The sequence below is a fragment of the Tepidisphaeraceae bacterium genome (assembly GCA_035998445.1).
GTDB lineage: Bacteria > Planctomycetota > Phycisphaerae > Tepidisphaerales > Tepidisphaeraceae > DASYHQ01.
On the sequence record DASYHQ010000013.1, the window covers coordinates 322,308 to 348,046 of the forward strand.

Sequence of the window (25,739 nt, forward strand, 5' to 3'; positions counted from 1 at the left end):
GAGTCGGGCCCCTTAGAACGTAAACCGCCAGTTTGCCAGCGTCACCCAAACGCCTGCGGCCGATTCACTTGCACCACGGTACCGCTGCAACGACCGCCGCGTCAACGGATGAACCGACCGCTACCTCTAATTGGCACCGAACGAGTTACGACCGCACGGCCGAGCGTTTCGCATTGCGCGCCGGCGTAGCGCGTGGGCTATAATCGGCACCATGTCGATCTACCCCCTTACCGCCAAGTTCACGCTAGCCGACCTGCGCAACGCCCGCGTTAGTGGCCGGCGGGTGCCGATGTTGACGTGTTACGACTACACGACCGCGCGGCTCATGCACGACGCGGGGGTGCCCTTCATCCTGGTGGGCGACAGCGCCGCCAACGTCATCCTGGGCCATTCGACGACGCTGCCCGTGTCGCTGGAGTTCATGAGCGAGATCACCGCGGCCGTTCGACGCGGCGCGCCGCAGGCGCTTCTCGTGGCGGACCTGCCGTTCGGCAGCTATGGCGGGTCGGTGGAGCGTGGGTTCGAGTCGTCCATCCGATTGATGAAGCAGACCGGCGCCGATCTGATCAAGATCGAGACGGCCGAGGGTCATTTACCGCTCGTGCGCCAACTGGCCGACGCCGGCGTGGGCGTAATCGCGCACATGGGCCTGCGGCCACAGTCGGTGGGCGTGGTAGGTGGGTTCCGCGCGCAAGGTAAGACCGCCGACGATGCGATGGAAATCGTCTCGCTGGCCATCCGCATGCAGCAGGCGGGCGCGGTTGCGATCTTGCTGGAAGCCGTGCCGCCTGAAGTCGCTGAGAAGGTGGTGGAAGAGACGAACGTGCCCGTCATCGGTTGCGGCGCCGGCCCGGCCTGCCATGGGCACGTCGTGGTGACGCACGACATCCTGGGATTAACGCCCCACCGCCCGAAATTCGCCCCGCTGTTGGGCGACGTGGCGACCCCGATGCGGGCGGCGCTGGCGGCGTACGTGGAGCAGGTGCAGGGCGGGGCCTATCCCGCAGCCGAGCACAACTACAACATGACCGCTGACGAGAAACGGAAGTTTTTGACGTCGTCGCAGCGCGAGGCATCCACCTATCATGAGTCGGGGCCTTGGTAGTTCGCATCTGCTAGCAACCAATCGCCCTCACGCGCGTGATTGAAGACGACGCGCCCCGGCCGACGCTGTGGGCGCATGGATGATTTCAGGAGCAGCAGATGAGCCTTTCCAAGAAACCGCTGGCCACCCTCGCCTTGGCCGCCGCATGCACCGCCGCCGGATACGTGGGCTTCGATGCATTCGAGAACGCCCAATTCGCGCGGGCCGAGCAGCGCGTCGACGCGACGCGCGAGCAGCTCTCGAGCGTCAATGACCTGGCGAGCGTGTTCAAGAGCGTCAACAAGGTGATGGAGCAGTCGGTCGTCAGCATCGAGGTGACGAAGACCAGCCGCGCCGCGGTGAACACGGAGAACCTACCCCCGCAGTTCCGCCGGTTCTTCGACCGCGACGGTGACGGCGAGCCCGATATGGGTGGTGGCGAACCGCAGCGCGGGATTGGTTCGGGCGTGATTATGGAGGTCGACGGTTCGACCGCGTACATCGTCACCAACAACCACGTGGCCGGCGACGCGCAGGAGATGGAGATCACACTGTCCGATGGCCGCGTGATCGACAACGGCAAGCTCCTCGGCACCGATCCCAAGAGCGACCTCGCCGTCGTGAAGATCACTGCCGACCGCGTGATGGCCGCCAAGTGGGGCAACAGCGACCAGCTGTCCAAGGGCGACTGGGTGCTGGCTTTCGGCAGTCCGCTGGGATACGTCGGTTCGATGACGCACGGCATCGTGAGCGCGCTGGAGCGCCAGAGCAACCCGCGCGGTGGCGTGGGCGTGCTGGGGCCGGGCGGGTACGAAAACTTCATTCAGGTCGATGCGCCGATCAATCCCGGCAACAGCGGTGGCCCGCTGGCCAACGTGACGGGCGAGGTGATCGGCATCAACACCGCCATTGCGTCGCGCACCGGTGGCTTCCAGGGCATTGGCTTTGCCATCCCGAGCAATCAGGCGAAGCCGATCTACGAGTCGCTGAAGAACACCGGCAAAGTGACGCGCGGCTGGCTCGGTGTCGAGATCGCCGACGTCGCCCGCCTGCAACAGCAGGCCAAGGCAGCGGGCTATAACGGCACCACCGGCATCCTCGTCAATGGCGCGCTCCGTGGCACGCCGGCGTTCGGCAAGCTGCAGCCAGGCGACGTCATCACGTCGATGAACGGCAAAGAGCTGCGCAACACCCAGGAACTGCGTAACGAGATCGCCGTCACCAAGCCGGGCACTGAAGTCACGTTCGGCGTGACGCGCAACGGTAAGACGAGCGACGTGAAGGTGACGGTCGGCGCTCAGCCCGACGACGTGAACATGGCCCGCGGTGGACCCCAGAGCGGCCCCCCCGGGCAGGCAAGCGTGGAATCGATGGGCTTCAAGGTCGCCGACGCCACCGACGCGCTGCGTCGCCAGTTCGGCATCGAAGAGGCCGGCGACGGCGCCCTCGTGACGGCCGTCGATGCCAGCAGCACCGCCGCCGCGGCCGGGTTGCGGGTGGGTGACCTGATCACCAAGATCAACGATCAGGAAGTGAACAACGCCACCGCTGCTCGCGACGCGCTGCAGAAGGCCGACCCCAAGTCCGACTTCAGCATGCTGGTCGTCAGCAAGCAGGGATCGCGCCTCGTCTTCATCCCGGCCGAGGCCATAGGTGGCGGCGGTCAGTAGGCTGCCTCTTTGAGAAGCTGTGAGTTGACAAACAAGCGTGGGCGACCGTCTCGGTCGCCCACGCTTGTTCAGTTTCACGGCCAGAGCGCCCCGTAAATGCAGTTCGTCATCCTGAGGTACTCCGAAGGATCTCCCCCCGTATTCGCTACGAGAAGAAAGAGATCCTTCGGAGTACCTCAGGATGACGATGTCCGCTGAAGACTCTTGACTCACCCACTCCCCAATTAGATCACTTCCAGATAATCCTTGTCCGGCAGCTTCGGGAACGGGTTGGTCGGCAGCGTCTGGTACCAATAAGCGACGCTGGCGAGGTCGTCCTGCAACGGCAGGAACCGCTCGCCACTGCGCCAGCCGAGGGCTTGAATGGTGATGCGCAGATCATTCTTGAACCGCACCGGGTCCACGATGTGCCAGCGATACAGCCCGAAGCGCTGCTGCACCTCGTACATGTTGCCCGTCCCGTTGCCACGCAGGACCTGCGGCATGCCCGCGTAGGGCGTCGTGAACTCCTGGTAGCGTTTCTCGGCCTTGTTCTCGAAGTTGTAGCTGCCGCAGAAGTAGTCCTCGGTGCCGGTGCCGCAGATCGTCGGGTATTCCTTGTCGCCGTCCATATAGAACTTGATCTCACCCTCGCCCCACCAGCCGTTGTTGTTGACGCCCCACGCCATGTAGGTGCCCACGTACTGGCCGCGGCCCTGGATGCCGTCGACGATCGTGTACACCTCCTTGTACGGCACCGGGTTCACCCGGCGAAACTGCGCGTGGAAATAGCCGACGTCATCCGGCACCTGCGTTAGCGTGTAGTTGATCTGGTAGAAGATCGCGATGTCCTTCACGTCCAGGTTGGTCATCGTGATGCGGCAGCGCTTGCGGAACGGCATCTCCCAATAGCAGTTGAACGCGCTGCCGGGGTTCACGCAGACCGGCAGGCTCGACACTTGCGCAAAACGCGGCGTGCCGATGTTGAACCCGTTGCCCCACCCGCTGGCGAAGAAATCGCCCACCGGGCACTCCACGCTCGGCGTCTCCTGATCGTCCCAGTAGATGCGCAGGATGCTCCACCGCCAGACCGCGCTCACGGTCATCCAGATCTGCTGGACCGCCCCCGGCCCTTCGATGTCGGCGATCGTCAGTTCCTGCCCCGGCTTAATCCACAGGTATGGCGAGATCTTCCAGCCTGGCCCAAGGTCGCGGGCGCAGTGGGCGCTGACGCCTTCGGTCGCCATGCCGCCTTTGCCTTTCTCACCGGTAATGTTCTCCGCGCTTATGGATCGCGTCTCCGCGTCCGAGAACCGCGCGAGGTTGCCGAGGTGCATGCCGAGTCCGTTGAACATGATGGGGTTCCTTCCAATTAAGCAGGTGCGACTGCAACTGTTGCGGAAGCGTACCGGATTTGCCGAAGGCGTCAAAACGTCGTTTCCGTAGGAAGTTGCCTTCGGTGGCGTCGTTACAGGTGGCACGTTCGCGCTTGCCGGCATGAACCGCAGTTGCGACCGCGCGGCAGGCGTTATCAGACTCGGGGGAAGCCCGCGACGGTCCGCATCGCCAGCTTTTAGAACGTATGTTCCAGGTGGCGGCGTTCGCGTGGGTGCGCAAATGTCGGCCGAGCGTGTCGGTCTCGCCAGACCAAGGAATAAATCTGTGTTTGATAAAATCGTCTCAGGTCTCCGTCTGCGCCGTGCCACTGCCAGCGTCATCGAACGCCTTGAGGACCGCCGCCTGATGGCCGCCGACGCGTCGGCAGTTCACGCGATGCCGCTCGTGCTCGAGTTCGATCAAAGCGCCGGCGGCATCCTCGACCGCGATGGTCAGGGTACCGGTTTCAGCGGCGTGCAGGCGATCAACGGTGGCAACGCCTACCAGCCCGCGTTGATCGACCTCGACCCCGTCACCGGCCTGCTGAAGATCACCGCGAAAGGCACCGCCAGCGCCGGCAGCAACTTCGAGGCCGACAGCTCGATGAAGAACGGGCTGGAGACGAAGTTTGACGCCACCGTCGCCGGTGGCTTCTCGATCGGCGTGCGGCTGGTGGGGCCGCTGTCGAACTTCACGGGGCGCAACGATCAGGCCGGCATCTCGTTCGGGCCCGATCAGGACAACTACATCAAGCTGGTCGCGATCAACGTCGGCGGCAAGCAGTACATCCAGTTCATCGATGAGATGAAGGTCGGCAGCACCTACGTGCACTCGGTGGCGGTCGGGGCGTCGTACACGAGCATCGGCAAGTTCAGCGATATCAACTCGCTCGACCTCGTCATGCACGGCAACGCGGCGACAGGCAAGGTGAGCGCGTATTTCAGCATCAACGGTGGCCCGCTGACGAAGGTCAGCCACGAGGTCACGCTGAGCGGCCGGAAGCGCGCCGACTTCTTCAGCGGCGCCGCGACTGCCGGCCTGGCCGTCGTGAAGAAGAACAACGACGCCGCCGACTTCACCGCGACGTTCGATCGGTTCGAGACCTACGCGGGCCAGCCCGTCTCGATGCCGGCGCCGTCGACCAATCCCCCTCCGGTGGTCACAAATCCGCCGCCCGTGGTGACTGATCCTCCTCCGGTCGTCACGAATCCGCCACCCGTGGTGACTGATCCCCCTCCGGTCGTCACGAATCCACCACCCGTGGTTGAACCGCCCGTCATCGTGCGGCCGACCGTGACGGCGGTCAGCCCGGCGGCCAACGCCACGAACGTGTCGCCGATGAACACCACCGTGACGGTCAAGCTGAACCTCGGCGCGTCGGAGATCGTCGACGCCAGCACGCTGACCAACGCGAACGTGGGCCTGTACCGCGCCAGCGACAACACCCGCATCGAGACCACGGTCGCCCTCGCGTCCGACGGCACGCTCGTGCTGGGCGCGGTCGGACTGCTGCAGGAGAACACGACGTACACCGTCGTCGTCACCGACGGGCTGAAGAACGAGGCCGGCACTGCCTTCATGCCCTACAGCGCGACGTTCACCACGGGGCTGACGCCGGTGAAGATCGCGGTGAGCGGGACGAAGTACTATTTCAACGACGTGCGCCTCACCAGCGGCACGAACGTCGCCGGTGCGGCGCAGGCGATCACCATCACGAACACCGGCACCGCGGCGCTCGTGCTGAACGCCGGCGACGCCTTCACGCTGAGCGGCGCCAATGCCGATCAGTTCGTCCTGCTGAACAAGCCGAGCGGCACGACCACCGTGCAGCCTGGTCAGAGCTTCAAGCTGAACGTCGCGATGAACGCGACCTCGCTCGGCTTGAAGACGGCGACCCTGACGATCGTCAGCAACGACCCGCTTCGCCCAACGATCACGGTCGCGCTGCGCGGTCTGGGCACCGCCGGCGTTGGGGGCAATAACGAACCGTCGCTGCAGGCCATCCTGGACCTGTACGAAATCCCGGTCAACACTGGCGACAGCAACCCCGCCACCACGGCGCTCTACAGCGCCACGGAACTGCTCAGCAACAGCGAGGAAATCGCCGGCATGGAGCGGCTGTTGCGCGCCAATACCGCGCTGCCGGTCACGATCACGCCGCTGGCAGTCATGGGCGTGTCGAGCAGCCCTGTGCTGACGTTCGGCTATTACGACCCCGGGACGACCGGCGCCAAGACCGCCCTTTTCACCGTCGGCAACGCCGACGCGCAGAGCGTCGCTCCGACCATTAGCGGCATCACCTCGTTCACGCCGGCGGGCACCAAGAGCTTCGGCCTGTACGCGACCTGGCCCGGCTTCAAGAACGCTGACAACCTCAACTTCCGTGACTCGTTCAGCGAGGATGCGCTGAACACCTGGGCGACGCAGAACACTCACAAGTTCCGCTTCTACCCGATGAAGACCGCCGACGGCGCCGTGGTCGCCAACAGCTACATCGTGGCCGCGGAAGACTTCGACGGCAGCTACGATAGCAACGATATCGTCTTCATCATCTCCAACGTCCAGCCCGCAGCGGCCGGGCCGGAGATCGGCGTGAAGAGCAACGACAACGTTGGCTTCGACAACCGCCTCCTGTTCCACCGCATCGGCACGCAGAACGCCACGATCGGCGACGTCGTGCGCGACGTGAACTCGCTGCGCATCCGCAATACCGGCAGCCAGGACCTGACGATCAGCAACGTGACGGTTCCGAGCGGTTGGATCCTGCTGGACGCGCCCACGCAGCCCATCGCGCCGGGCGCCTTCTACGATCTGAAGGTCCAGTTCGTGTTCGACGGCGGCAACTCGGCCAGCACGCGCTCTGGCACGCTGACGTTCAACACCAACGACGCCGACGAACCGAGCGTCTCGGTGACGCTGGCCGGGCGGTACCAGGTACAGTCGGAAAACGACCGCGAGCCCAACCTGCAGGCGATCTTCAACCTGTTCGGCTACAGGACGCAGGCGCTGTCGTCCGGGCAGTCGTTCACCGCCAATAAGGGCAAGGTCGAAGCGTTCGGCGATGAGGTCCTGAGCCCCTACTGGCAGCAGGCCGACAGCCAACGGCCGGTGCAGGTGCGCCAGCTGGCCGCGTTCCACACGCAGGGCAGCAGCGCCACGATCCGCCGACACACCAAGGGCAGCACGTCGCTCACGTCGATCGTGACGCACGACAATCGCGAGGCGCAGTCGATCCTACCCCACCGCTCGAGCACGGGCGGAACGCTGGACGCGTTCGGGTCGTTCAACGCCACCGGTACGTTCGGCTTCAACCTCGACGGCGAGTGGAGCGACGACACCCTCAACCCACAGGAAAAGCCGGGTGGCGGGTACGGACACCACGTGCGGTTCTACGTCGCCAAGGACGCCAGCGGCAACGTGATTCCCAACACGTACCTTGCGGTGATGGACTACCGGAGCATCAACTACGACTTCCAGGACAACGTTTATCTCATCAGCAACGTCAAGCCCGAGGGCCCTGCGGTCCCCACTGGGTTGGCCGCGGTGCCGACGAACGAAGGCATCGCGCTCGACTGGACCGACAACGCCGCCCGCAACCTCGCCGGCTACAACGTCTATCGTGGCACGACGGGCAACGGTACGTACGCGAAGGTAAACGACGCGCCGCTGACGGTGTCGCAGTTCCACGACACCACCGCGCCGAGCGGGCAGGCGGTTTACTACCGTGTGACCGCGATCGACACCTTCGGCACCGAGTCGGCCGTGGCGGCGATCAGCGGCAGTTGGCCGAGCGACGCGATCCCACCCAACACGCCGACCGGCCTGGCGGCCGTCGAATCGAGCGGCGGCGTCTCGCTGACGTGGAGCGCGAACGCCGATGTGGACCTGGCCGGGTACGATGTCTACCGCAGCAGCGCGGCCAACGGCACGTTCACTAAGTTGAACGCCACGTTGCTGACCGGCACGTCGTACGCCGACACCACCGCGCCGGTCGGCGCGACGAGCTATTACCGGCTGGTCGCGGTCGACACCGCTGGCCTCAACTCGACGCCAGCGTTGACGAACGCGACGACACCGGTCCAACCGGTCGCGCCCGCACAGCCGACGAACCTGATGTTCACCAGTTCGATCAACGGCATCACGCTCGACTGGGACGACAATCCCGAAGCGAACCTGACTGGCTACAACGTCTACTTCGCCACCTCGGCCAACGGAACGTACGAGAAGCTGAACGACGCGCTGCTGACGAGCTCGTTCTTCAGCCACACGACCGCCCCGACGGGCATCGCGAGCTACTATCGCGTTGCTGCGGTAAACGTGAACGGTTTGGAGTCGGCCTTCGCGATTGGGAGGGAGACGCGCATGGAGTAAACAAGTCGAAGTGGATCAGGTTCAAGCTCCGGACTGGCTGCCAACGCGGTCAGTCCGGATTTAGGTGTCACACCCGCTCATCTCCGTGGGAGAGGTCGCGGCGGTTTCAGCGAATCGAGAGAATCAAAAAAATTACAGCTTTTTTTGCTTTCGGAGCGATCCGAAGATATATCATTGAGCAGTTGAAGACTTAGGGATATGAGTACTGAAGCGGTCAAACCTCAAGCGTTGCGTCGTCCTCCGGGAGGCGGGCGCGTCACGCTGGAGCACCTCGCAGCGGCGACCGGACTGGCTCGGACGACGATTTCCGACATCATGAACCGCAACGTCGGCACGAAGTACTCCGCCGAGACGCGCGATCGCGTGATGAAGGCCGTCAACGAACTGGGCTACTTGCCCGTTCGGGCGGCCCAGCAGTTGGCGCGCGGGCGTTCGGGGCAGATCGGCCTGATGCTGACGCGCGACTTCTCGAACCCGTTCTTCGCCCGCGTCGCCGACGTGGTTGAACGCGAGGTGCGTAAGCTCGGCTACCGCCTGCAGATGACCGTCACCGACGGTGAAGAGGGCTCCGAGGCTGAGCGCTTGCGCCAGTTGCAGAGCGACGCGGTCGAGGGCCTCATCATCGGTCCCGTCTACGAAAAACTCGACTTGGACATGCACGCCAACCTGCTGAAGGGCAGCCTGCCCACCGTGCTGTTTGGTGGCTCGATCGGTAGCGTGTTCGATGAGGTCGCCATACACGATGCGATCGGTTGGCGGCTGGCGATCCAACACTTGACGGAACGCGGCCATCGGAACATCGCGTTCCTATCTGCCCCACCAAGCCGCTTGACCGCGGACAATGTCAACGAGCGGTTCAGCGCGCTGCTTGAGCTGCGGGTCGCGGGCGTGTTCCACGCCGAGTGGATCTTCTGGCAGCACGACACCGGCCGCTTCGAGGATTCACTGGCCGTCAGTCGCGAGTTTTCGCAGCGGTGGTTACAAGCGCCCGCAGACGACCGCCCGACCGCGGTCATCTGTCATAACGACCAGGTGGCGTTGACCGCGCTGTCGGCGTTCCACGAGGCCGGCATCCGCGTGCCTAACGACCTGTCGCTCATCGGCTGCGACAACCTGCCGGAAAGCGCGTACCTCGTGCCGTCCCTGACGAGCATCGACAACCATGTCGACGAGCAGATGCGGCAGGCCGTGAACCGGTTGATGGCGCGGATCGAGTCGCCTGGAGCGGACCGGGCAACGATCGTCGTTCAACCGTCGCTCGTAACGCGCGGGTCGGTCATTTCAGTACATCGTGAACCGTAGAATCTGAAAACCAACTATTTCTGACTGATATTTTGAAGTTTTCGGAGCGTTCCGAGTAGGAAATTACGATTAACAAGTTAGGAATATTTGGAAGCCGGGACATCCGCGCTGAAGCACCTTCGATATCAACGTGATTCTTGAATGCGCTGGGTTGCCAAATGTCGGCCAGCCCCGCACCAGGCCATTATCTTCTTGGAGAGGAAACCAAATGCATTGCAAGTCCAACATTCTCGCCACGACCTTCGTCACCTGCGCGATCGCCGCCGCGATGACCGCCCCGACGGCTTCGGCGGCGCCGTTCTACGACAACGATTTCAGTGGTGACGCCGTGGGCGCGCGTCCCAACGGCTTCACGATCAACTTTCCCACCCCGGCTAACGTCGGTGATGGCAGTATGGCCGGGGACGTCGGCGTCACGGTCGTCGGCACGTCCGCCATTGGTGGCGGGAACGCGCTGCGCATGTACGATCAATCTGGTGGAAACGGTGCCACGTTGGTCAGGGCCAGCACCGCCCTGACCACGGCCACCGATTCAGGCCTCTTCAGCTTCAACTTCACCGCGGGCCCCAACCTTACAGCCAATATTGGCAACTCGTTCTTGCGCGTCGCGCTGGGCACGACGGGCGTTGACGCATCGTCGTCGTCGTCCACGAGCAACTTCCAGCGCATCAGCTTCGATAGCACGCCTGTGGGCACGTCTGGAACGTTCCGCGCCAGCAACGTCACGAGCGGCAGCTTAGAGGACACGACCGTTGGGACCGGCTTCACGGAGACCGCCAACAACCTTGTCGAGATCGTCTTCAACCGCACGTCGACACCGATCGTTTACGATAAGGCCGGCGCGCAGGCGGTCGCGGCCGGCAAGTACGACCTGTACCTCAACAGCACCCTCGTGGCCAACGACTTCGTGATGCGCGCCGGCACGACCGCCGTCGGTGCGATCGGGTTCGGAACCGGTGGCAGCCAGGCCGGCGCCGACTGGATCGTCGACAACGTGAACGTCAGCGCCGTACCCGCGGCCGTTCCAGAGCCGGCGACGCTCGGCGTGTTGACCATCGCCAGCCTGGGCCTGCTGGCCCGCCGGCGTCGGACGATGGCGTAAGGATTTAGGGCGGTTCTGCCGCCGCCGGAGATTCCCGGTGGCCCCCTTAACGGTGGGCCGCCGGCTTGCCCGCGTCGCGAGGCGCGGCTGACACATGCAGGAGACCGGCCGTGTTGACCCGGCACGTCGCGTCTGGCCCGAAGAAGGCCGATGCGAGAGTGACAAACAGTGAATGGAAGAACCAGTCGTCTAGGAGATGCCATGTCCCCCCGCAATCCCAGTCTCGCCCGCGGCTTTACCCTGGTGGAACTACTCGTCGTCATCGGGATCATCGCGCTGCTGATCAGCATGCTGCTGCCGGCGTTGAACAAGGCCCGGCAGTCGGCAGTGAAGGTGCAGTGCGCGGCGCAGCTACGGCAGATCGGGCAGGCGGTCACGCTGTACACGCAGAACGAGCGCAGCAAGAACAATAAGCTCGGCGTGCTACCCGCGTTGGATCGCAGTTGGATGGGGCCTGCGTTCACGTGGAACTACAGCCAACCGTTGAAATGGGAGTTCCAGAAGTACCTGTCCAGCCTGGCGCCGGGGCAGGCGAACCGGATCATGTTCTGCCCTGCCTTCGGGTCAAGCGCTACGAACGCGCAGCGGGTCGGAACCAACAATCAGAACCTGTACGGCTACAATCCTTGGCTCGCCAACTCGTTCGGTTTTTCGGGCGCACTGGAGAGCCGTCCCGCGTCGTCGTTCCGACCCGCCGCCGAACGCGTCGTGTTTGCCGATGCGTTCGACAACGCGCTCTACAAGTTCGGGCAGCCCGGCGGGGGCGGCTGGTCTCAGGACATGTTCAACACGACGTTCGACTACCGGCACGGGTTCTCGGCCAACGTGCTGTTCCTCGACGGGCACGTCCAGGACTTTAGAGACGCGCGGCCCACAGTAGGTCCCAACCCGCTGCCGGCGCGCGACGCGTTCGTCGGACCGGAATAACGCCGGACATGGGCGGCGCGCCGCATCGCACGCGCTGTCGCGGGACGCCCGCGAATTCCGCGGCTGTATGCGACGTCCGCCGTGACGTTAATTGCAACGAAAGGTAAACGTGCCCCTTTACAATCCCTGTCCCATAACGAGCACTGCCAACGTGCGATTGGCGGCGGCGGCGACGACCGAACGGTCCGTCACGCCGCCAAACGCCGGGTTCACACTGGTCGAACTGCTCGTGGTTATCGGGATCATCGCGCTGCTGATCAGCATACTTCTACCCTCCCTGCACAAGGCACGGCAGGCGGCGCTGAAGGTGCAGTGCGCCAGCAACCTGCGTCAGGGTGGGCTGGCCATCAGTCAATATCTGCAGTTGTCGAAGGGGCGCCTGCCCCACCGTGGGGTATGGCCCAACAGTGGCGAAAGCTGGTACACGCCGATCAGCCGCCTGACGGGAAGGCTGACGGAGAATTCGGCTCAAAAGAACCACGTGACCGGTTCAACAATGAGCGATGCCAAGCAGATCCTGCCCCAGGGCATCTGGTCATGCCCCTCAATCGGCGGCCAGGAGTTTGGCGGCGACACCCCAAATCACTATGCCGGCAACGCCAACTTCTTCCTTGGCAACAGCAGTGGCGGGTTCGGACCACCGTTGCCAAACCTGCCTGTGGGCCGCATCCGCGAATCGGCTATCAAGGTGATGCTCGTCGAGTTCAATATGATGAACCAGGACACCCGCACCGTCGGGTTTACCCCGACGGGGTTGCTCACGCTGAACTCACGCATCCCGACGGCATGGGATGTCGATGGCCACAGGACCGTTGGAGGCACCTCGGAACCGCGGTATCGGCACAGCGGCAAGACGGCCACGACGTTGTTCGTGGATGGTCATGTCGAATCGGTCCCCAAGGGAACGTTGATCTATCGCAATTTCGCAGTCGGCAGCTAATTCTAATCGCGCATTTCAGCATCCAAGCAAATGCGCACGAATCATTCACTTACCACAGAGGCCTCAACGATGAATACTGGTGGCGATCGCTCGATCACATGGACGCTCTTGGCCGCCCTACTACTTCAACCGGTGACCGCCTCCGCGGCTGCGGGCACCGAGCCGGTGGGAGAGAAGATGGAGGCCGAATCCAAGCGGGCTTCGGATTCCGAAGTCGTCGATGATGCCGACGCTTCTGGTGGCCAGGCGGTCAGCAATGGAAAGGCGTGGCAGCCGTTGGTTTCCGTGGCGGCGCCGGCCGAAGGGGGCGATCGATTGACGGTCCACGTGCGGCACCGCGGGGGGCCGTTGTTGATGAAGGCGGTGATGGATGGCAAGCAGGTCGATCGGAAGTCGATCTTCGCCAAGCCCGAGGCGTGGACGTGGTCGAGCTTCGGCACCTTCGATCGTGCCGATCTTGGCTCGGCGGTGGTGATCATCCGCGGTGCCGGTGACGCGCCGGTAGCAGTGGACGCGGTCGTGTTCGCGCCGGCGACCGGTGAGAAGTCGGCGACGCCCAAGCCGCAGGCCGCGGTGCCGGGTGTGGACGGGCCCGCGCTGCCGGCGGAGGCGATGGAGAAGTCGACCGAGAAGACCATGCCCCCCGCGGCGCCCGATGCGTCGCTGGCACCGGTGACGTTCAGCGCGACCATCAATTGGAACGAGGTTGTCGCAAAGGCGCAGCCCACCATCTGGGGCGTCGCCGACTACGAGATTAAGGGTCCCAAGAGCGCTGCGAATGAGGGTTACCGATCGTTCCTGACGAAGCTGAACTCGCCGTTCATTCGTATCCATCACGCGAGCCTGCCGATGGCCTGGATGACGGAGGACGAAAAGTCGTGGGACGTCGAGAAGATCAAGGCCAGTTGGGCGGCCGCCGGGCCAGCGTACGGTGACGCGAAGCTCATGCTGAACCTGGCGTCGTGGCCGAAGTGGATGAGTCGCGAGGACGGCACGCTCGACATTCAACACGCCGATGCGTACGCCCAACTGTACGTCGAGCTGATGCGCATCATGCGGGATGACGTCGGCCGGAAGGTGGACTTCTGGGAGATCACCAACGAGCGCGACGGCCTGTACGAGAAGCGCGAGCGCCTGCCGGAACTGTGGCAGCTCTATAACACCGTCGCCGCCGCCATCAAGAAGGAAGACCCGAACGCCCAGACGGGCGGGCCGGCGTTCACGTGGGCCAAGCCGCAGTGGGTGGACGGATTTCTGAAGGAATGCGCGCCACTGGCGGACTTCGTCACCTACCACAACTACGGCATCGGAGACTCGTACGACAGCAACGAGAAGCTTTACGGCACGTTGAACACGATCGAGCGCCACGCGCGTTTCATGCGGACTGCGGTGGACCGGTCCGCACCGGAAGGCAAGCACATCCCGATCTTCCTCGACGAGTACAACGTGAAGTGGGTCTGGAACCCGATCGAACCTCGCCACGCCAACAGCGTCGGCGCTGCCTTCCAAGCCGCGGTCGTTAGGCGGGTGGCGCTGGCGGGCATCGATGGTGCCAACGTCTGGCACGTGAAGGGCAACGCCTATGGCTTAATCGACGCGGAGAACGTCGAACGCCCCACGTCGGCGATGTTCCTATGGGGCCCGCAGCACTTGGTGGGTGACATCGCGGCGGCAAACGTCTCGTTCGCGACCGATGCCGATGCGCAGGCGGTCGCGAATGCCGATGATGCCGAGCAGTCACCGTCCGCCCCCGACCTCGTTGAGCTGCTGCCGGTAACGGGTGAGGACGGTCGGCGAGCGCTGCTGGTCATTTCCAAGGCCCCCCGAACGATTGTTCTGCAAAGTGCCACCAGCCTTCTGGGTGGCGCTCCGTCGACCGTGAAGCGGGTCGATGCGGATGGCATTCACGATCAGGTCGAACTCGATGCGGACGCACCGCTGACGGTGCCCGGTTACTCTCTCACCCTGCTGTCGGCTCGCTCTTAGGCGCAAGCGCTCGCGCCGAGCCAACTACGCTAAAGCGGAACGCAGAACAGCCCCCGATCCCACCGCGATGAACATCGGCAGGATCGGGGGCGTTTGCGTTAGCGGACGGTGGAGGTCAGAGCTTCGTCTGATCCTTCTGCCGCTTCGATTCGTCGCGAGCTGCATCCTTGGCCCGCTCGGCGACCTGCTGGCCCTTTTGCGCTAGCGAGCCGGGATCGATCCCCTCTCGTTTGGCGGACTCGGTGGCGGCATGTTTCACGTCCTGCACGACGTGCTTGACCTTTTCCACAAGGGAATCGCCACCCTGCTTGCTGGCCTCGTCCTCGGCGGCCGAGGCGGTGGCGGCGGCAACGTGCTTGCCGCTTTCCAAGACGGATTGACCGGCATCCTTGGCACGTTCCTTCAGCTCATCGGCGCGCTGGCCCATCAGCCGATCTTCCGTCTCGGTGCTGGGCAGAAGCAGACCACCGAGCATGCCCAGCGCCATGGCAGCGGCGCCCATGGCCAAGGGGTAGTCTTCGATGCCCCGTTCGACGTAGTGCTTGCTGGCACGGTAGCCACGGTACGCCTGGTCGGACGCGCCGGATGCGTAGTCGCCCATCGCGCCACCGGCACTGCCGGCCGAGTCGCGCGCTGAGCCCATCCAATCCGACGCCGTTTCGGCCAGCGAGCTGGCCCTGTCCTTGGCCGACTGCATTGCACCACTGGCCTTGCCGGCCACCGAACTGGCAGCGCCACCAACGGCGTCCTTAGTGCGATCGACCACACCGGGCCCAGTGCTGGTCGGCCCGCTGCTGGCGCCACCACCCGTGCCACGGCGGGACGCGTCGTCGCCGTACTCAGCGGTGTAGGGTTGACCGGTACGGGCGTCGACGTATGAGCCGCTGTATTCGGGCACGTCCCACTTGCGGGGCGTGTAGTCGGCGCGCGTGCGCCCACGCGAGCTGCTGCCGTTGTCCATGAGCAGCCAGGTGATGCCGGCGCCGATCAGCGCCGCCGGCACCGGGTTCTCCTTGAGCTTGTCGAGCACCTTCGAGCCGACGTCTTTGAACGAGTCGGACCCGCCCGATGAACTGCCCGAGCCGCGAAACGCGTCGAGCACGTCGTCGAGCAGGTGACGAGGCTTCAGGCGGTCCTGCAGCGCGTCGACCGTCTCGTCCATGTCGGCGCGCGTGCGGTCGATATCCCGGCGGATCGCCTCGGCGGAGGTGCCTTCCGGGTACGGTGGTGGCGGCGTTGCCGACGAGGCGTGGCCAGCGGGATTTACTTGGTTTGGTTGGTAAGCCATTGTTTATCCTCTTTCAGGGATTCGACGGTTTTCTCCGGGACGACCGACTCGTTCTTCAGGGCGTTGATACCCTTCTGCATCAGCATGTAGCCGATGAAGGCGGTTACGCCGCCGACGACGAGGAACGCGATGATGCCGGCCAGGAAGTGGTTCAGGTCCAGCGCGACCAAGCCGAAGTAGAGCGCGATCGCCACGCCGTACAGCAACACCATCGCGCCGGCATAGGCGATGGCACCACCGACGGCGATGCTGGCGGTGTTCTTGCCGGCGCGGCTGGCCTTCTCGGACATCTCCGTCTTGGCCAGCGCGATCTCCTGACGCATGAGCGTCGCGCTCTCGTCGCGAAGTTCCTTCAACAGCGTCCCGATGGACCGGCTCTCGGCACCAGCGCCGTCGCGCAGAATGTCGGGGTTACCTCGGGTTGTGTCGGTGTCGAACCGTTCGGTTCGACCCGCAGCGCCACCGCGGAGGTCGGTACGTTCACGTTCAAAGGGTGATGAGTCTGCCATGATTAGTAGACCTCCGGTTTCGTGGTGGCCACACCTGGCGACGCCGGCGATCCGGGGGATGTCGGGTCGCTTGCAAGCGACGGTGACGCCCCACCCGGCGACCCGGAACTGCCGGCCGTCGCGGTGGTGCCAAGGGTGCCGAGGGTCGCAGGCGATGTGGCCATCGCGCCGACCCCGGTCGCACCGTCAGCGACGCTGTCGAACTGCCGCGTGGCCTGCGGTGGGGAAGGCAGGCGGTGCGCGTAGTCCGGCTCGTCCATGTAGCGCGGCACGCCGCGATAACCCTGGTAGCCGCGCATGTCCGGCTGTTCACGGCGTTCGGCGCTAGCCTTCAGGAAGCGCGTGAGCGCCAGGCCCGCGACGAACATCCCGCCCAGAAACCATTCCGGTCGACGGCGGCCGAACGACTGGGCATCGCGCCAGAGCGTGTTCAGGTCGCGCTCCCGCAGGTACTCACCCACGCGCTGCACCTCGTCGGCAGCGGCGTCGATGTAGCCGGCGATGTTGTCGTCCTGTTCCTCGCGGAACTTATCGGCGGCACGGTGGGCGGCGTCGCTGAACGTGTTGATCTGCTCGGCGGCGCGTGACTTCTGCTGGTCCAGCATCGCGACGCCCTGCGACTGCGCCTGCCGGGCATATTCCGCAGCCTTGCGCTGCGCCTGCTCGGCGACCTGGCCGGCCTTCTCCTTGGCCTGCCGGCCAGCATCGCTGGCGGTGTTTTTGATCTGATCACCGGTGGCACGGGCCTGATCGCGTACCGTTTCACCGGCCCGCTTCACGTCTTCGCGAAGCTGATCAGGATCGTTACGCGGGGCCGACGCGGATTCGGGCCGAGCGCCGCCGACATCGGTGCCGGGGGGTTTGTTACGGGTCTCCATACGGAACTCCTTCTAATCGTTCCCTGTTCGGACGCCCGCATGAACGACGTGTTGGCGGGCTTACGGTTCGCTCTGGCAGGCGTCGCAAAGCCCGTACCTTCACCCCCTCGTCGCACGCAATATGTCGTTAGATATGGATCGCGCCCATGCGAAGAGCGAATGTAGACACGACGAGATCGCAGCAGCTCTCGGTGGCGTACATGCTCTGCGGGGCTTGCCAGAGCCCTCATTGTGGGCGCGCAAAAACACAGGGGCGGCAATGCCGCCCCTGAGGCTCAACTGATGGGTTCGGTCGGTCGGTGCGCCACGTGCTGCGCTACGCTCACCGATCGTGTTGGTGGTTGCGCCCGCTCTAGTTCATCGCTGCAGGTGCGGCAGCGGTCAGCGCAGTGTCGGGACGGTCGCCCTTGAAGTTGATGCGCTTCGAGACGCCGTCGAATGAGAACCAGTCCTGCTGCAGCGCTGCGCTGCGTTGCGACGTCTCGAAAAGCGCCGCGGATATCTGGTCGGTAAACGCCCCATCGCTCGTCGGCTCTACCGGGGCGGAGGTGACGTTAACGGCCAGCACCTGGCGCGACGTGGGCAGCGTGATCATGCCCAGCGGGCGGCCTTGAGCGTCCCGCGTCTCCGACGACAGGACCGACCACACGCCGCTCAGGAACGCCGCCCGGTCAGCGGTGTCCGCAAGGTCTAGCCCCGGCACCTGCTCGAACTGGTTACCCGGGTTCACCGGCCCCACTGCGGTCACCTCGCGGCCCTGCTGCTGCGCAACGGACTCAAGCGTACCGGCCTTGGCCGTTTCAATCAGTGCGTTGGCGGCCTCCCGGGCGGCGTCGGCGGCCTTCTTCAGGGCGGCGTCCCTCTGCACCTGCGCCAGCACCGATTCCAGCGACGGCGCGCGGTGCTTCGGCTCGGCATCGGTCACGCGGAAGTAGTAGAGGTTGCCCTGGAAGTCCTCCAGCGGCTGCGAGAACTGCTTCATCCGCAAACCAGCGCTGGTGGTCGTGAACGGCTCACCGGCGAACACCAGCGAGGCGAAATCGATACTGCTGTCGGACAACATCGCCCCGCCGATGTTCGGCAACGCGCGGGCGGCGGTGCGGTCCAGCCAATCGGCATGATTCGTCACCGAAGGCAGCACGCCAAACTGCTTTTGCACGTCTTGCGCGACCTGCTCCAGGTACCCGTACGACGGGTAACCGTCCGCGGGCGGGGTGGTCGCGCTGGCGGTGGTGGTGGCAGTCGTCGGTTGGGTGGCCGGGCCGGCGGCGGCGTAGTCCTTGGTGAATCGATCGGTCAGATATGTGTTGATCTTCGCGCTCAGCGCCGCGATCTCCGGCTCCATCACGCGATCCGTCGCCTGCTTCTGCTGTTCCGGCGGCAAATCGCTGAACGACCGCTCGGTCGGTCGCGTCGCCGCGGGCGCGGCGCTCAGGTCGAAGCCAGTGGTGGGCGAGGGCACCGTGGTCGGCTCGGCTGCGGGAAATTCGGCTTTGTTCAACAGGAAATACTTACGAGCCGCCACGCCCCAATCGTAAGGCGAGCGGGTCTTCTCGATGGCCGCCACGAGCTGGTCGCGGTTGATCGACAGCGTTTGTACCTTCACGCGATCTGGCACCTGATAGCCAAACCCTAACGGGTTCGTCTCGCTCATCAGCCCCACTGGCACATCGGCGTACTTGTCGAACAGCGCTTGCAGATCTTGCTGCGACGGCGCTGTGGTCGCGACCGCTGCGGTGGTTGGAATGCCCGCCGGCGCGCTGCTGAACGACACGATGTCGGCATTGATGCGGGCCAGGCCGCGGGCCAGCAGACGCTGCCGCATTGGCTGGGTCGACTTGGCCACGCCCGCCACGCGCGCGTAGGACGCCTCGACCATCAGGAAGTCGCGGATCGCCTCGCGAGTACGCGTCGTCTCACCCGCGTCCACTGCGCTGCGCAACCGATAGTCGGAAGCCAATGCCAGGTCGACCCGTTCGTCCGAAACCGTGATGCCGGCCGCCTCGGCCTCCTTCAACAGCAGGAGGAACGTGTCGGGACCGCCGATGATCTCGATCGGCGCAGGGGGCGTGTTGCTGTACGGGTTTGGCTGGATCAGACCCGTCAGCTCCGCCAGCCGCTGTGGCGACGGATCGCCAAGGCTTAGCAGCAGCGGGACGGGTTGGCCCATCATGGTCGTCGTCGTCACCTGGTTCAGCAGGATGTCCCAGTCGCTCCGCGCCCGCTGGTAGTCGCCGACGGTAATCGCCTCATCGCCCATGTAGGCGCGGGCGACACCGGTGTTGTCGCTCATCTGTTGCATGCCCACAGGCATCAGAAATGCGATCATCAAAACAACGGCGAAGACGGCGATGAGCTTCTTGTTATGGTCGCGAATGAGTCGGTACATGTTGGATAGGGATGAAGGTTGAGGAATGAAGGATGAAAAGGAAACAGGGAACGGGAGACGCAGACCGGGGATGACAAGGCGTTAACTTCATCCTTCATCCGTCATGCTTGTGCGATGTCATTGGGCGGCCTTCAGCCGCTCGACCGCAGCCTTGGCATCGCCAGCGACGGGGCTGTTGGGGTAAGCCGAGGCCACCTGCTGATACAAATCGCGCGCCTGGGCGGGCTGCTTGAGCTTCTCCAGAATGGCGGCCGTCTTCGCGAGGCTGCGGGCGACGTTGGCGTTGTTGGGTTGGTCCTTCCCGAACGCGACGACGCGCATGTACGCCAGCGCCAGGTCCCTGAGCACCTTCTCGTCGGTGGTATCGCCGGCGAGGCCCGACTTGGCCTCGGCCAACGCGTACAGCGCAGCCGCCTGCTGGGCGGGTTCGTTGAAGATCGCGCGGTTCTGCTCGATCTCCGTCAATGCCTTCTGGTAGTTCTTCTCGTCGAGCGCGAGGCTGGCGAGGTTGATCTTCAGATCGGCCAGCGCCGCGGCGGCGGCGGGGTTGGACGCGTCGGCGGCGCTCAGCTTCAACAGCCGCTCGGCGGTCTCACCGGCGGCGCGGTTGTCGCCACGGGCGCGGTGCAGTTCGAGCAGGAAGCCCAGCAGCATGACCTTCTGCTGGTCCTTCAACTTCGCGTCGCCGGCGGCCGATTCCACTTCCTTGGCGGCCGAGTCCAGGAACGTCGACTTGCCCTCGGGCAACGCCGGCTTGCTGCGGGCCGCCAGTTCCGGGCTGCGCGCCACCAGCGCGACGTACCCACTGACGGCGGCGTCGAACCGGCCCGTCTTGGCGGCCGACTCGACCAGCCGCTGGGCGGCGCGGTCCTTCAACCAGTCCTTCGTGGTCGCGCGCACCGTGCGCTGATAGCCGTCGGTCGCCTTGGCAAAGTCGCCAGCGAGATAGGCGATCTCGGCGTCGTTGAACGCCTGCTCACCGTCGACGGTGATCTGCGACACCTGTGCCAGTGGCCGCGAGTTTTCCTGGCCCGTCGAGGTGCGGTAAAGCAGGTCGTCACCTTTGATGTCCAGGATCTTCACGCGCTCGTACGGAATGCCCTTGCCCTCGCCCGACGAACTGGCGACAAACGAGTCGGCCCGCACCGGCGACGCCGTCGCAACGGCCAAGGCCAAGGCGAAGAGCACACCACGACCGATCGACTTCTGTTTCAGCTTCATTCAAAGACCTCCGCACATACAGGCAGGACCGAGGCGATCGCACGACGCCACCTATTGTATGGAATACACCACGCGCCTTCCAGCATAGGGTTGCGTCCAGAAATAGCCCCGGGCTTGCCCGGGGTCCTTATTCTTTCGCGTCGACTAGAAGACCGTAGGCAGGCCCGGAGTTAGGCGGCCGCGACAAACGCTGACGATGGGCGCCATCGTGATGTTCATCTGCGGGCCCAATGCGCGCGAACTGGTCGAACGGCGGGTGGATTGGTGGACGCTGACGTTCTTCATGATGCTCTTCGCGTCCGTCGGCACGCTGGAACATACCGGCGTCACGCAGGTGATCGCGCAGAAACTGATCGCCGTCACCGGTGGCAACCAGTCTGCGCTGATCACCATCGTGGAATGGGCGACCGGCTGGCTGATCGCATTTTTGGACAACGTGCTGGCAGTGGCGACGTTCATGCCGGTGGTGCACGACGTGCGCGTGAACTGGGCGTCGACGCATCCCGGGCTGGGGGTCACTACCCGGCCGCGATGTACTGGATGATGCTGTTTGGCGGCACGTTGATGGGCAACATGACCGTGATCGGCTCGACCGCGAACATCATCGCGGTGGGCATCCTGAAAAAGCGCGGCCACGGAACCGTGCGGTTCTTGCAGTGGTTCAAGATCGGGCTGATCCTCTCGATCGTCTCGATAGTGGTCGCGATGGTCCTGCTGGGCTTGCAAACGCAGGGATTCACCGCTGGTGAAATATTGCCGCCCCCATTGGGGGCGGCGGTGACGGCTCAATGATTTGAACGAAATCGCGCAATGCGCGACTTGCGCACGTGGTGCGGGTCCTACCGCCGGGCCGTCATCTCTTCTGCACGTGGTTCGGCGTGAAGCCCGCGTAAGTCGAGCAGCAGTTCCTTCCGGCAGACGTACCGGCCGACCATCGCGGCGGCGTAACCCAGGACAAACAGTTCCCACGGTGATGGCGCGTCCAGCCGCCACGCCGCCCAGGCCACCACGATCGCGCAGGCGCCCCATTCGACCGCCGAGGCGATCCAAAAGTCGCGCCACGGGTGCCGCGTGCGCAGGAACTCGGCCTGCGTACGCACGTAACGGAAGTGGAAGATCGCAGTAGTAGCGACGGCAACGGGATACGAAGCGATGGCGGCCATCGCCTGCCCGACTGGGCTGCGGTAGACGGAAATCAGCACCACGAATGCGATGGCGGCAACGAACCACGCGACGCCCACCGCAATGGTGAACTTCACCAACGGCGACAGCCGCGGGAAGGTGTAGTCGTACAGCCGACTGAGGTGTTCGAGGTATTTGAACTGCTGCGTGAGCGTCAGCTTTGACTCCCCCGCCGCCCGCAGGTCGAAATCGATTGGCACCTCCACCGGCCGTTGGACGCGGCACTTGCACATCAGTTCGAGGCCGATCTTGTAGCCGAGCGGCGTCAGGCGCTCGGCATTCTCGTAAGTCGAGCGGCGCAGCGAGAAGAACCCGCTCATGGGGTCGTGTACCCGACCGGCGAACGGCCGGGCCAGCAGCGTGGCGACGCGCGAGTTCAGCCGCCGTACGACGCCCCACTGTTCCTTCGTGCTGGCGCCGGTGACGTAGCGCGAGCCGATGACAAAATCGGCGCCACCGTTCAACGCGTCCAGCAGTGCCGGCAGCCGCTCGGGTGGGTGCTGCAGGTCCGCGTCCATGACGACGAACGTGTCGCCGCAGGCATCGCGCATCCCCTGCAGCACCGCGCCGCTGAGCCCGTCGCGCGGAGGTCGGCGGATGATCAATCGCAGAGGGAACTCCATCGCCAGCCGCTCGCACACCGCCGGGGTGCCGTCGGCGCTGTCGTCGTCCACGATCAGCACTTCATAGGCGCGATCCGCCATGGAAGCCGCGATTCGCGGTAACAGTAGCGGTAGATTTGCGGCCTCGTTCAACGTCGGGACGATGATGGAAATCTGCACGTCGGCGGGTGCTATCGGTGGTGGTCGATCGTCCAAGCGGGTCCTCGCACGTGAAGCCGGCTCATCAGCCTATCCGGCAGCGCACGACCGGACAACGCAGCGCGCTTGATGAAGCGCACGCCGCATCGGTATAGTGTGCAGAAAGTGGCCGCGAACGGCCGCGTCCTATCCCCCTACGCGACACTCTCTCTCCATGACCAACCACTCCGATCTTCGTATCGGCACGATCGTGCCGATGGATAAAGGTGCATCGTACGCACGGCAAATGCTGCCCCACGGTTTCGAGTGCATCTCGATGACCATCTGGCAACAGATCGGCGACCTCGACCTCGAGCGCATCGCCAAGGAGACGCTGGACGTCATCGGCGACAAGGCCGTCATCAGCACGGTCGGCATCTTCTGCAACCCGCTGGTAAAGGAGAGCGCGGTGCGCGATTGGGAACGCGTGATCGACGCGGCCAAGCTCTTCAACACGTCGATCGTCTCCGGCTTCGCCGGCGCGGTGCCGGGCAAGCCGGTGCCCGAGTCGATGGCGGCATACAAGAAGGTCTGGACCGACCTGGCCAAGCGCGCCGAGGACAACGGCCTGCGCATCGCGTTCGAGAACTGCGAGATGGGCGGCTGGTGGCACGACGCCGGCCAGTGGAACATCGCCCACAGCCCCACCGGCTGGGAGATGATGTTCAACGAGGTGCCGTCCCCCGCGGTCGGGCTGCAGTGGGAGCCGTGCCATCAGATGGTCAGCCTGATCGACCCGATCCCACAATTGCGCAAGCTGGCCCCCACCGGAAAGATCTTCCACGTGCACGGCAAGGACGCGACGATCGCGTGGGACGTCGTCCGCACCAGCGGCATTCGCGGCGGTAAACCCTACGTCTGGCACCGCACGCCGGGCTTTGGCGACACGAACTGGACCGATGTCATCAGTATCCTGCGCATGAACAAGTACACCGGCTGCCTCGACATCGAAGGCTGGCACGACCCTGTCTATAAAGGTGAACTGGAGACGACGGGCCAGGTGCACGCGCTGAATTACCTGAAGCAGTGCCGGGGCGGCGCGTATGTGCCGAATCCGAAGTAAGGCCGGGCGGTTTGATGCAGTCAGAAATTTGGAACTGGACTAGCCGCTTCAGCGGCTAGTTTCGTTTTTACTATGAGCGATGGAATCCCAGGTGTCATCCCGAGCAGAGCCTAAAGGCTAGCGGACTTAAACCTCGCACAGTGCCCAACCTGTCATCCCGAGGGGAGCGGTAGCGACCCGAGGGATCTCCCATGGCCCGCACCGTCAGTCATTCGAGATCCCTCAGGTCGCCCTGCGGGTGGCTGATGGACTCCGTCAGATTGGAGGCGAACCCTTCCCCTCGGAGGGGACCAGAACCTGCCTTGAAGGCCTCTTACCAGTCGTTGCCGCGCAAGTGGATGTCGCCCGTGGGCAGTTCCCTTACCTTCAACGGGTAGAACATCGGCACGTCGTTGTTCGGCAGCCCGCATTCGACGCCCTTCTCGTCGATGCGAGTCGTCGCCCGCCCCGGCAGTTCAACCCATCCCACGCGCGCATACACCCTTTGAAGTGCCGGCAGGCAAAACAGCAGGCCAACGTCGTACCCGCGCTCCGCAGCCTCCGGCATGGTGGCGGCCATGAGGCGTTCAAACAGCCCCGACTTTCGATGCGACGGCACCACACAGACGTTCTGCAGTCCCGCGACGCGCACCGCGGCGTCGCCGACGTCGATCGTGCGTTCGTGCAGGCCCATGTGACCTACCACCTGCCCACTGCAATCACGTGCGATGACGGTGACCGACGGCGAGCTGCCGTGCCACGCTCGCGTTTGCCCGAAGGCTGCCAGGTCGTTGGGAAAACATTGCATCAGCACCTGACGGATCTGCAGGTCCAGGTCGGCCGGCATCTCACGTTCTTCGATCACGCGCAGTGTCGGTTCGTCTTTCATTCGCCCCTCCGCTTGCGGCACATCGCGATCATGCGAGGCGAGCCGTCGGCCAGATCGCTGCCGTCGTAGTCGCCGTAGAGCGCGCGCAGTTCGAAACCGTTGCGCTCCAGCAGCAGGCGCAGCTCGCGCGGGAAGATGTGCGTGAGCAGGAACGAGTTCATCTCCTGATGCTCGGTCCCCTCGTCGTCGAACCACTGGTAGTGGAACGTGATTCGCTGGGTCTGAATCTGCTCGTCCCGGCTGACGTCCGTCGTGCGGAAGACGGTTCGGCCAAGCGATGGCACGTAAAACGAGATCGGGTCCAAATCCGTCGCCTCTGGGGTGGCCAGTAGCGTCAGATCGGGGTTGAAGATGTCGAGCCAGAACGTGCCGCCGGGCTTGAGATGGCGGGCGATGTTCTGCAGCACGCGGTCCTGCTGCGCGATCGTGGTGAAACTCAGGAAGCTGTTGAAGAAGATGCAGGCGTGGTCGAAGGTGTCATTAAGCTTCAAGCGAAGCAGGTCGGCCCGCACGAGACGCAAATCTCGCTCCTGTATGCCGACGCTGTCGCGCTTCTGCGTCGCCAGGCGCAGCATATCGCCCGCGTAGTCGACACCGGTCACGCGATGTCCCGCCTGGGCGAGCGGGATCGATGCCCGAGCCGTGCCGACGGCCAATTCTAAGATGCGCTGGCGCCGCCGGGGCAGGTGGTCCATATAGAACGGCGCGTCACGGTACAGGTAATCCAGGTGCGCATACTCGGCATCGTAATAATCGGCGATCGCGCGGTACTCGCTGGTCAGCTTGGCCATAACTTGCGTCTC

General features: G+C 64.3%; 20 protein-coding genes. 11 read left to right on the forward strand and 9 right to left on the reverse strand.

Features of this window, described 5'->3' with window-relative positions; all coding sequences use genetic code 11:
- Positions 1–211: 211 nt before the first annotated feature.
- A complete protein-coding gene (gene panB / locus VGN72_04725) occupies positions 212–1,105 on the forward strand; it encodes a 3-methyl-2-oxobutanoate hydroxymethyltransferase (protein HEV7298648.1) in 894 nt (297 codons plus the stop codon).
- 98 nt (positions 1,106–1,203) lie between these two features.
- Complete coding sequence (locus tag VGN72_04730) at positions 1,204–2,754, forward strand: trypsin-like peptidase domain-containing protein (GenBank protein HEV7298649.1); 1,551 nt, start codon at positions 1,204–1,206, stop codon at positions 2,752–2,754.
- Positions 2,755–2,978: 224 nt separating this feature from the next.
- Here the strand turns inward: VGN72_04730 and VGN72_04735 are convergent, their stop codons facing one another.
- Positions 2,979–4,088: a glycoside hydrolase family 172 protein gene (locus tag VGN72_04735; GenBank protein HEV7298650.1), complete on the reverse strand. Its 1,110-nt coding sequence runs from the start codon at positions 4,086–4,088 to the stop codon at positions 2,979–2,981.
- Between the two features lie 307 nt (positions 4,089–4,395).
- Between VGN72_04735 and VGN72_04740 the strand changes: the two genes are divergently transcribed.
- The 6 genes from VGN72_04740 to VGN72_04765 all read left to right on the forward strand — a co-directional run bounded on the left by VGN72_04740 (position 4,396) and on the right by VGN72_04765 (position 14,738).
- Entirely contained in the window at positions 4,396–8,481 is a 4,086-nt protein-coding gene (locus VGN72_04740; GenBank protein HEV7298651.1) for a choice-of-anchor D domain-containing protein, read from the forward strand.
- Positions 8,482–8,679: 198 nt separating this feature from the next.
- Positions 8,680–9,783 carry a LacI family DNA-binding transcriptional regulator gene (locus VGN72_04745; protein ID HEV7298652.1) on the forward strand — a complete coding sequence of 368 codons (1,104 nt, stop codon included), beginning with the start codon at positions 8,680–8,682 and terminating at the stop codon, positions 9,781–9,783.
- Positions 9,784–9,991: 208 nt separating this feature from the next.
- Complete coding sequence (locus VGN72_04750; protein ID HEV7298653.1) at positions 9,992–10,885, forward strand: PEP-CTERM sorting domain-containing protein; 894 nt, start codon at positions 9,992–9,994, stop codon at positions 10,883–10,885.
- 201 nt (positions 10,886–11,086) lie between these two features.
- Positions 11,087–11,812: a prepilin-type N-terminal cleavage/methylation domain-containing protein gene (locus VGN72_04755; GenBank protein ID HEV7298654.1), complete on the forward strand. Its 726-nt coding sequence runs from the start codon at positions 11,087–11,089 to the stop codon at positions 11,810–11,812.
- A gap of 109 nt (positions 11,813–11,921) precedes the next feature.
- Positions 11,922–12,752 (forward strand): prepilin-type N-terminal cleavage/methylation domain-containing protein, encoded by an 831-nt coding sequence (locus VGN72_04760; GenBank protein ID HEV7298655.1) that lies wholly within the window; start codon positions 11,922–11,924, stop codon positions 12,750–12,752.
- A gap of 69 nt (positions 12,753–12,821) precedes the next feature.
- Positions 12,822–14,738 carry a hypothetical protein gene (locus VGN72_04765; GenBank protein ID HEV7298656.1) on the forward strand — a complete coding sequence of 639 codons (1,917 nt, stop codon included), beginning with the start codon at positions 12,822–12,824 and terminating at the stop codon, positions 14,736–14,738.
- A 115-nt stretch (positions 14,739–14,853) separates the two neighbouring features.
- On the opposite strand, the gene VGN72_04770 is transcribed toward VGN72_04765, so the two are convergent.
- The 5 genes from VGN72_04770 to VGN72_04790 form a co-directional block, all read right to left on the reverse strand.
- On the reverse strand, positions 14,854–16,026 hold the full coding sequence (locus tag VGN72_04770; GenBank protein ID HEV7298657.1) for a DUF3618 domain-containing protein: 1,173 nt from the start codon (positions 16,024–16,026) through the stop codon (positions 14,854–14,856).
- Positions 16,002–16,535: a phage holin family protein gene (locus VGN72_04775; protein ID HEV7298658.1), complete on the reverse strand. Its 534-nt coding sequence runs from the start codon at positions 16,533–16,535 to the stop codon at positions 16,002–16,004. Before VGN72_04775 ends, VGN72_04770 begins: the two co-directional genes overlap by 25 nt.
- Before the next feature lie 2 nt (positions 16,536–16,537).
- The gene (locus tag VGN72_04780) at positions 16,538–17,413 is read right to left on the reverse strand and encodes a hypothetical protein (protein ID HEV7298659.1); all 876 of its coding nucleotides are present in this window, start codon (positions 17,411–17,413) and stop codon (positions 16,538–16,540) included.
- Positions 17,414–17,765: 352 nt separating this feature from the next.
- Positions 17,766–19,802 (reverse strand): hypothetical protein, encoded by a 2,037-nt coding sequence (locus VGN72_04785; protein ID HEV7298660.1) that lies wholly within the window; start codon positions 19,800–19,802, stop codon positions 17,766–17,768.
- Positions 19,803–19,919: 117 nt separating this feature from the next.
- Positions 19,920–21,023, reverse strand: a complete 1,104-nt coding sequence (locus VGN72_04790; protein ID HEV7298661.1) for a hypothetical protein — start codon at positions 21,021–21,023, stop codon at positions 19,920–19,922.
- 196 nt (positions 21,024–21,219) lie between these two features.
- Here VGN72_04790 and VGN72_04795 point away from each other — a divergent pair, with 196 nt between their 5' ends.
- A complete protein-coding gene (locus VGN72_04795; GenBank protein HEV7298662.1) occupies positions 21,220–21,567 on the forward strand; it encodes an SLC13 family permease in 348 nt (115 codons plus the stop codon).
- The gene (locus tag VGN72_04800; protein ID HEV7298663.1) at positions 21,564–21,815 is read left to right on the forward strand and encodes a hypothetical protein; all 252 of its coding nucleotides are present in this window, start codon (positions 21,564–21,566) and stop codon (positions 21,813–21,815) included. The genes VGN72_04795 and VGN72_04800 overlap by 4 nt, the downstream gene beginning before the upstream one ends.
- Positions 21,816–21,862: 47 nt before the next feature.
- Here VGN72_04800 and VGN72_04805 read toward each other — a convergent pair whose 3' ends face one another.
- On the reverse strand, positions 21,863–22,987 hold the full coding sequence (locus VGN72_04805; GenBank protein HEV7298664.1) for a polyprenol monophosphomannose synthase: 1,125 nt from the start codon (positions 22,985–22,987) through the stop codon (positions 21,863–21,865).
- Positions 22,988–23,180: 193 nt separating this feature from the next.
- On the opposite strand from VGN72_04805, the gene VGN72_04810 reads away from it, so the two are divergent.
- Positions 23,181–24,068 (forward strand): sugar phosphate isomerase/epimerase, encoded by an 888-nt coding sequence (locus tag VGN72_04810; GenBank protein HEV7298665.1) that lies wholly within the window; start codon positions 23,181–23,183, stop codon positions 24,066–24,068.
- Between the two features lie 313 nt (positions 24,069–24,381).
- On the opposite strand, the gene VGN72_04815 is transcribed toward VGN72_04810, so the two are convergent.
- A complete protein-coding gene (locus tag VGN72_04815) occupies positions 24,382–24,936 on the reverse strand; it encodes a GNAT family N-acetyltransferase (protein ID HEV7298666.1) in 555 nt (184 codons plus the stop codon).
- The gene (locus VGN72_04820) at positions 24,933–25,727 is read right to left on the reverse strand and encodes a class I SAM-dependent methyltransferase (GenBank protein ID HEV7298667.1); all 795 of its coding nucleotides are present in this window, start codon (positions 25,725–25,727) and stop codon (positions 24,933–24,935) included. The genes VGN72_04815 and VGN72_04820 overlap by 4 nt, the downstream gene beginning before the upstream one ends.
- Positions 25,728–25,739 lie beyond the last annotated feature (12 nt).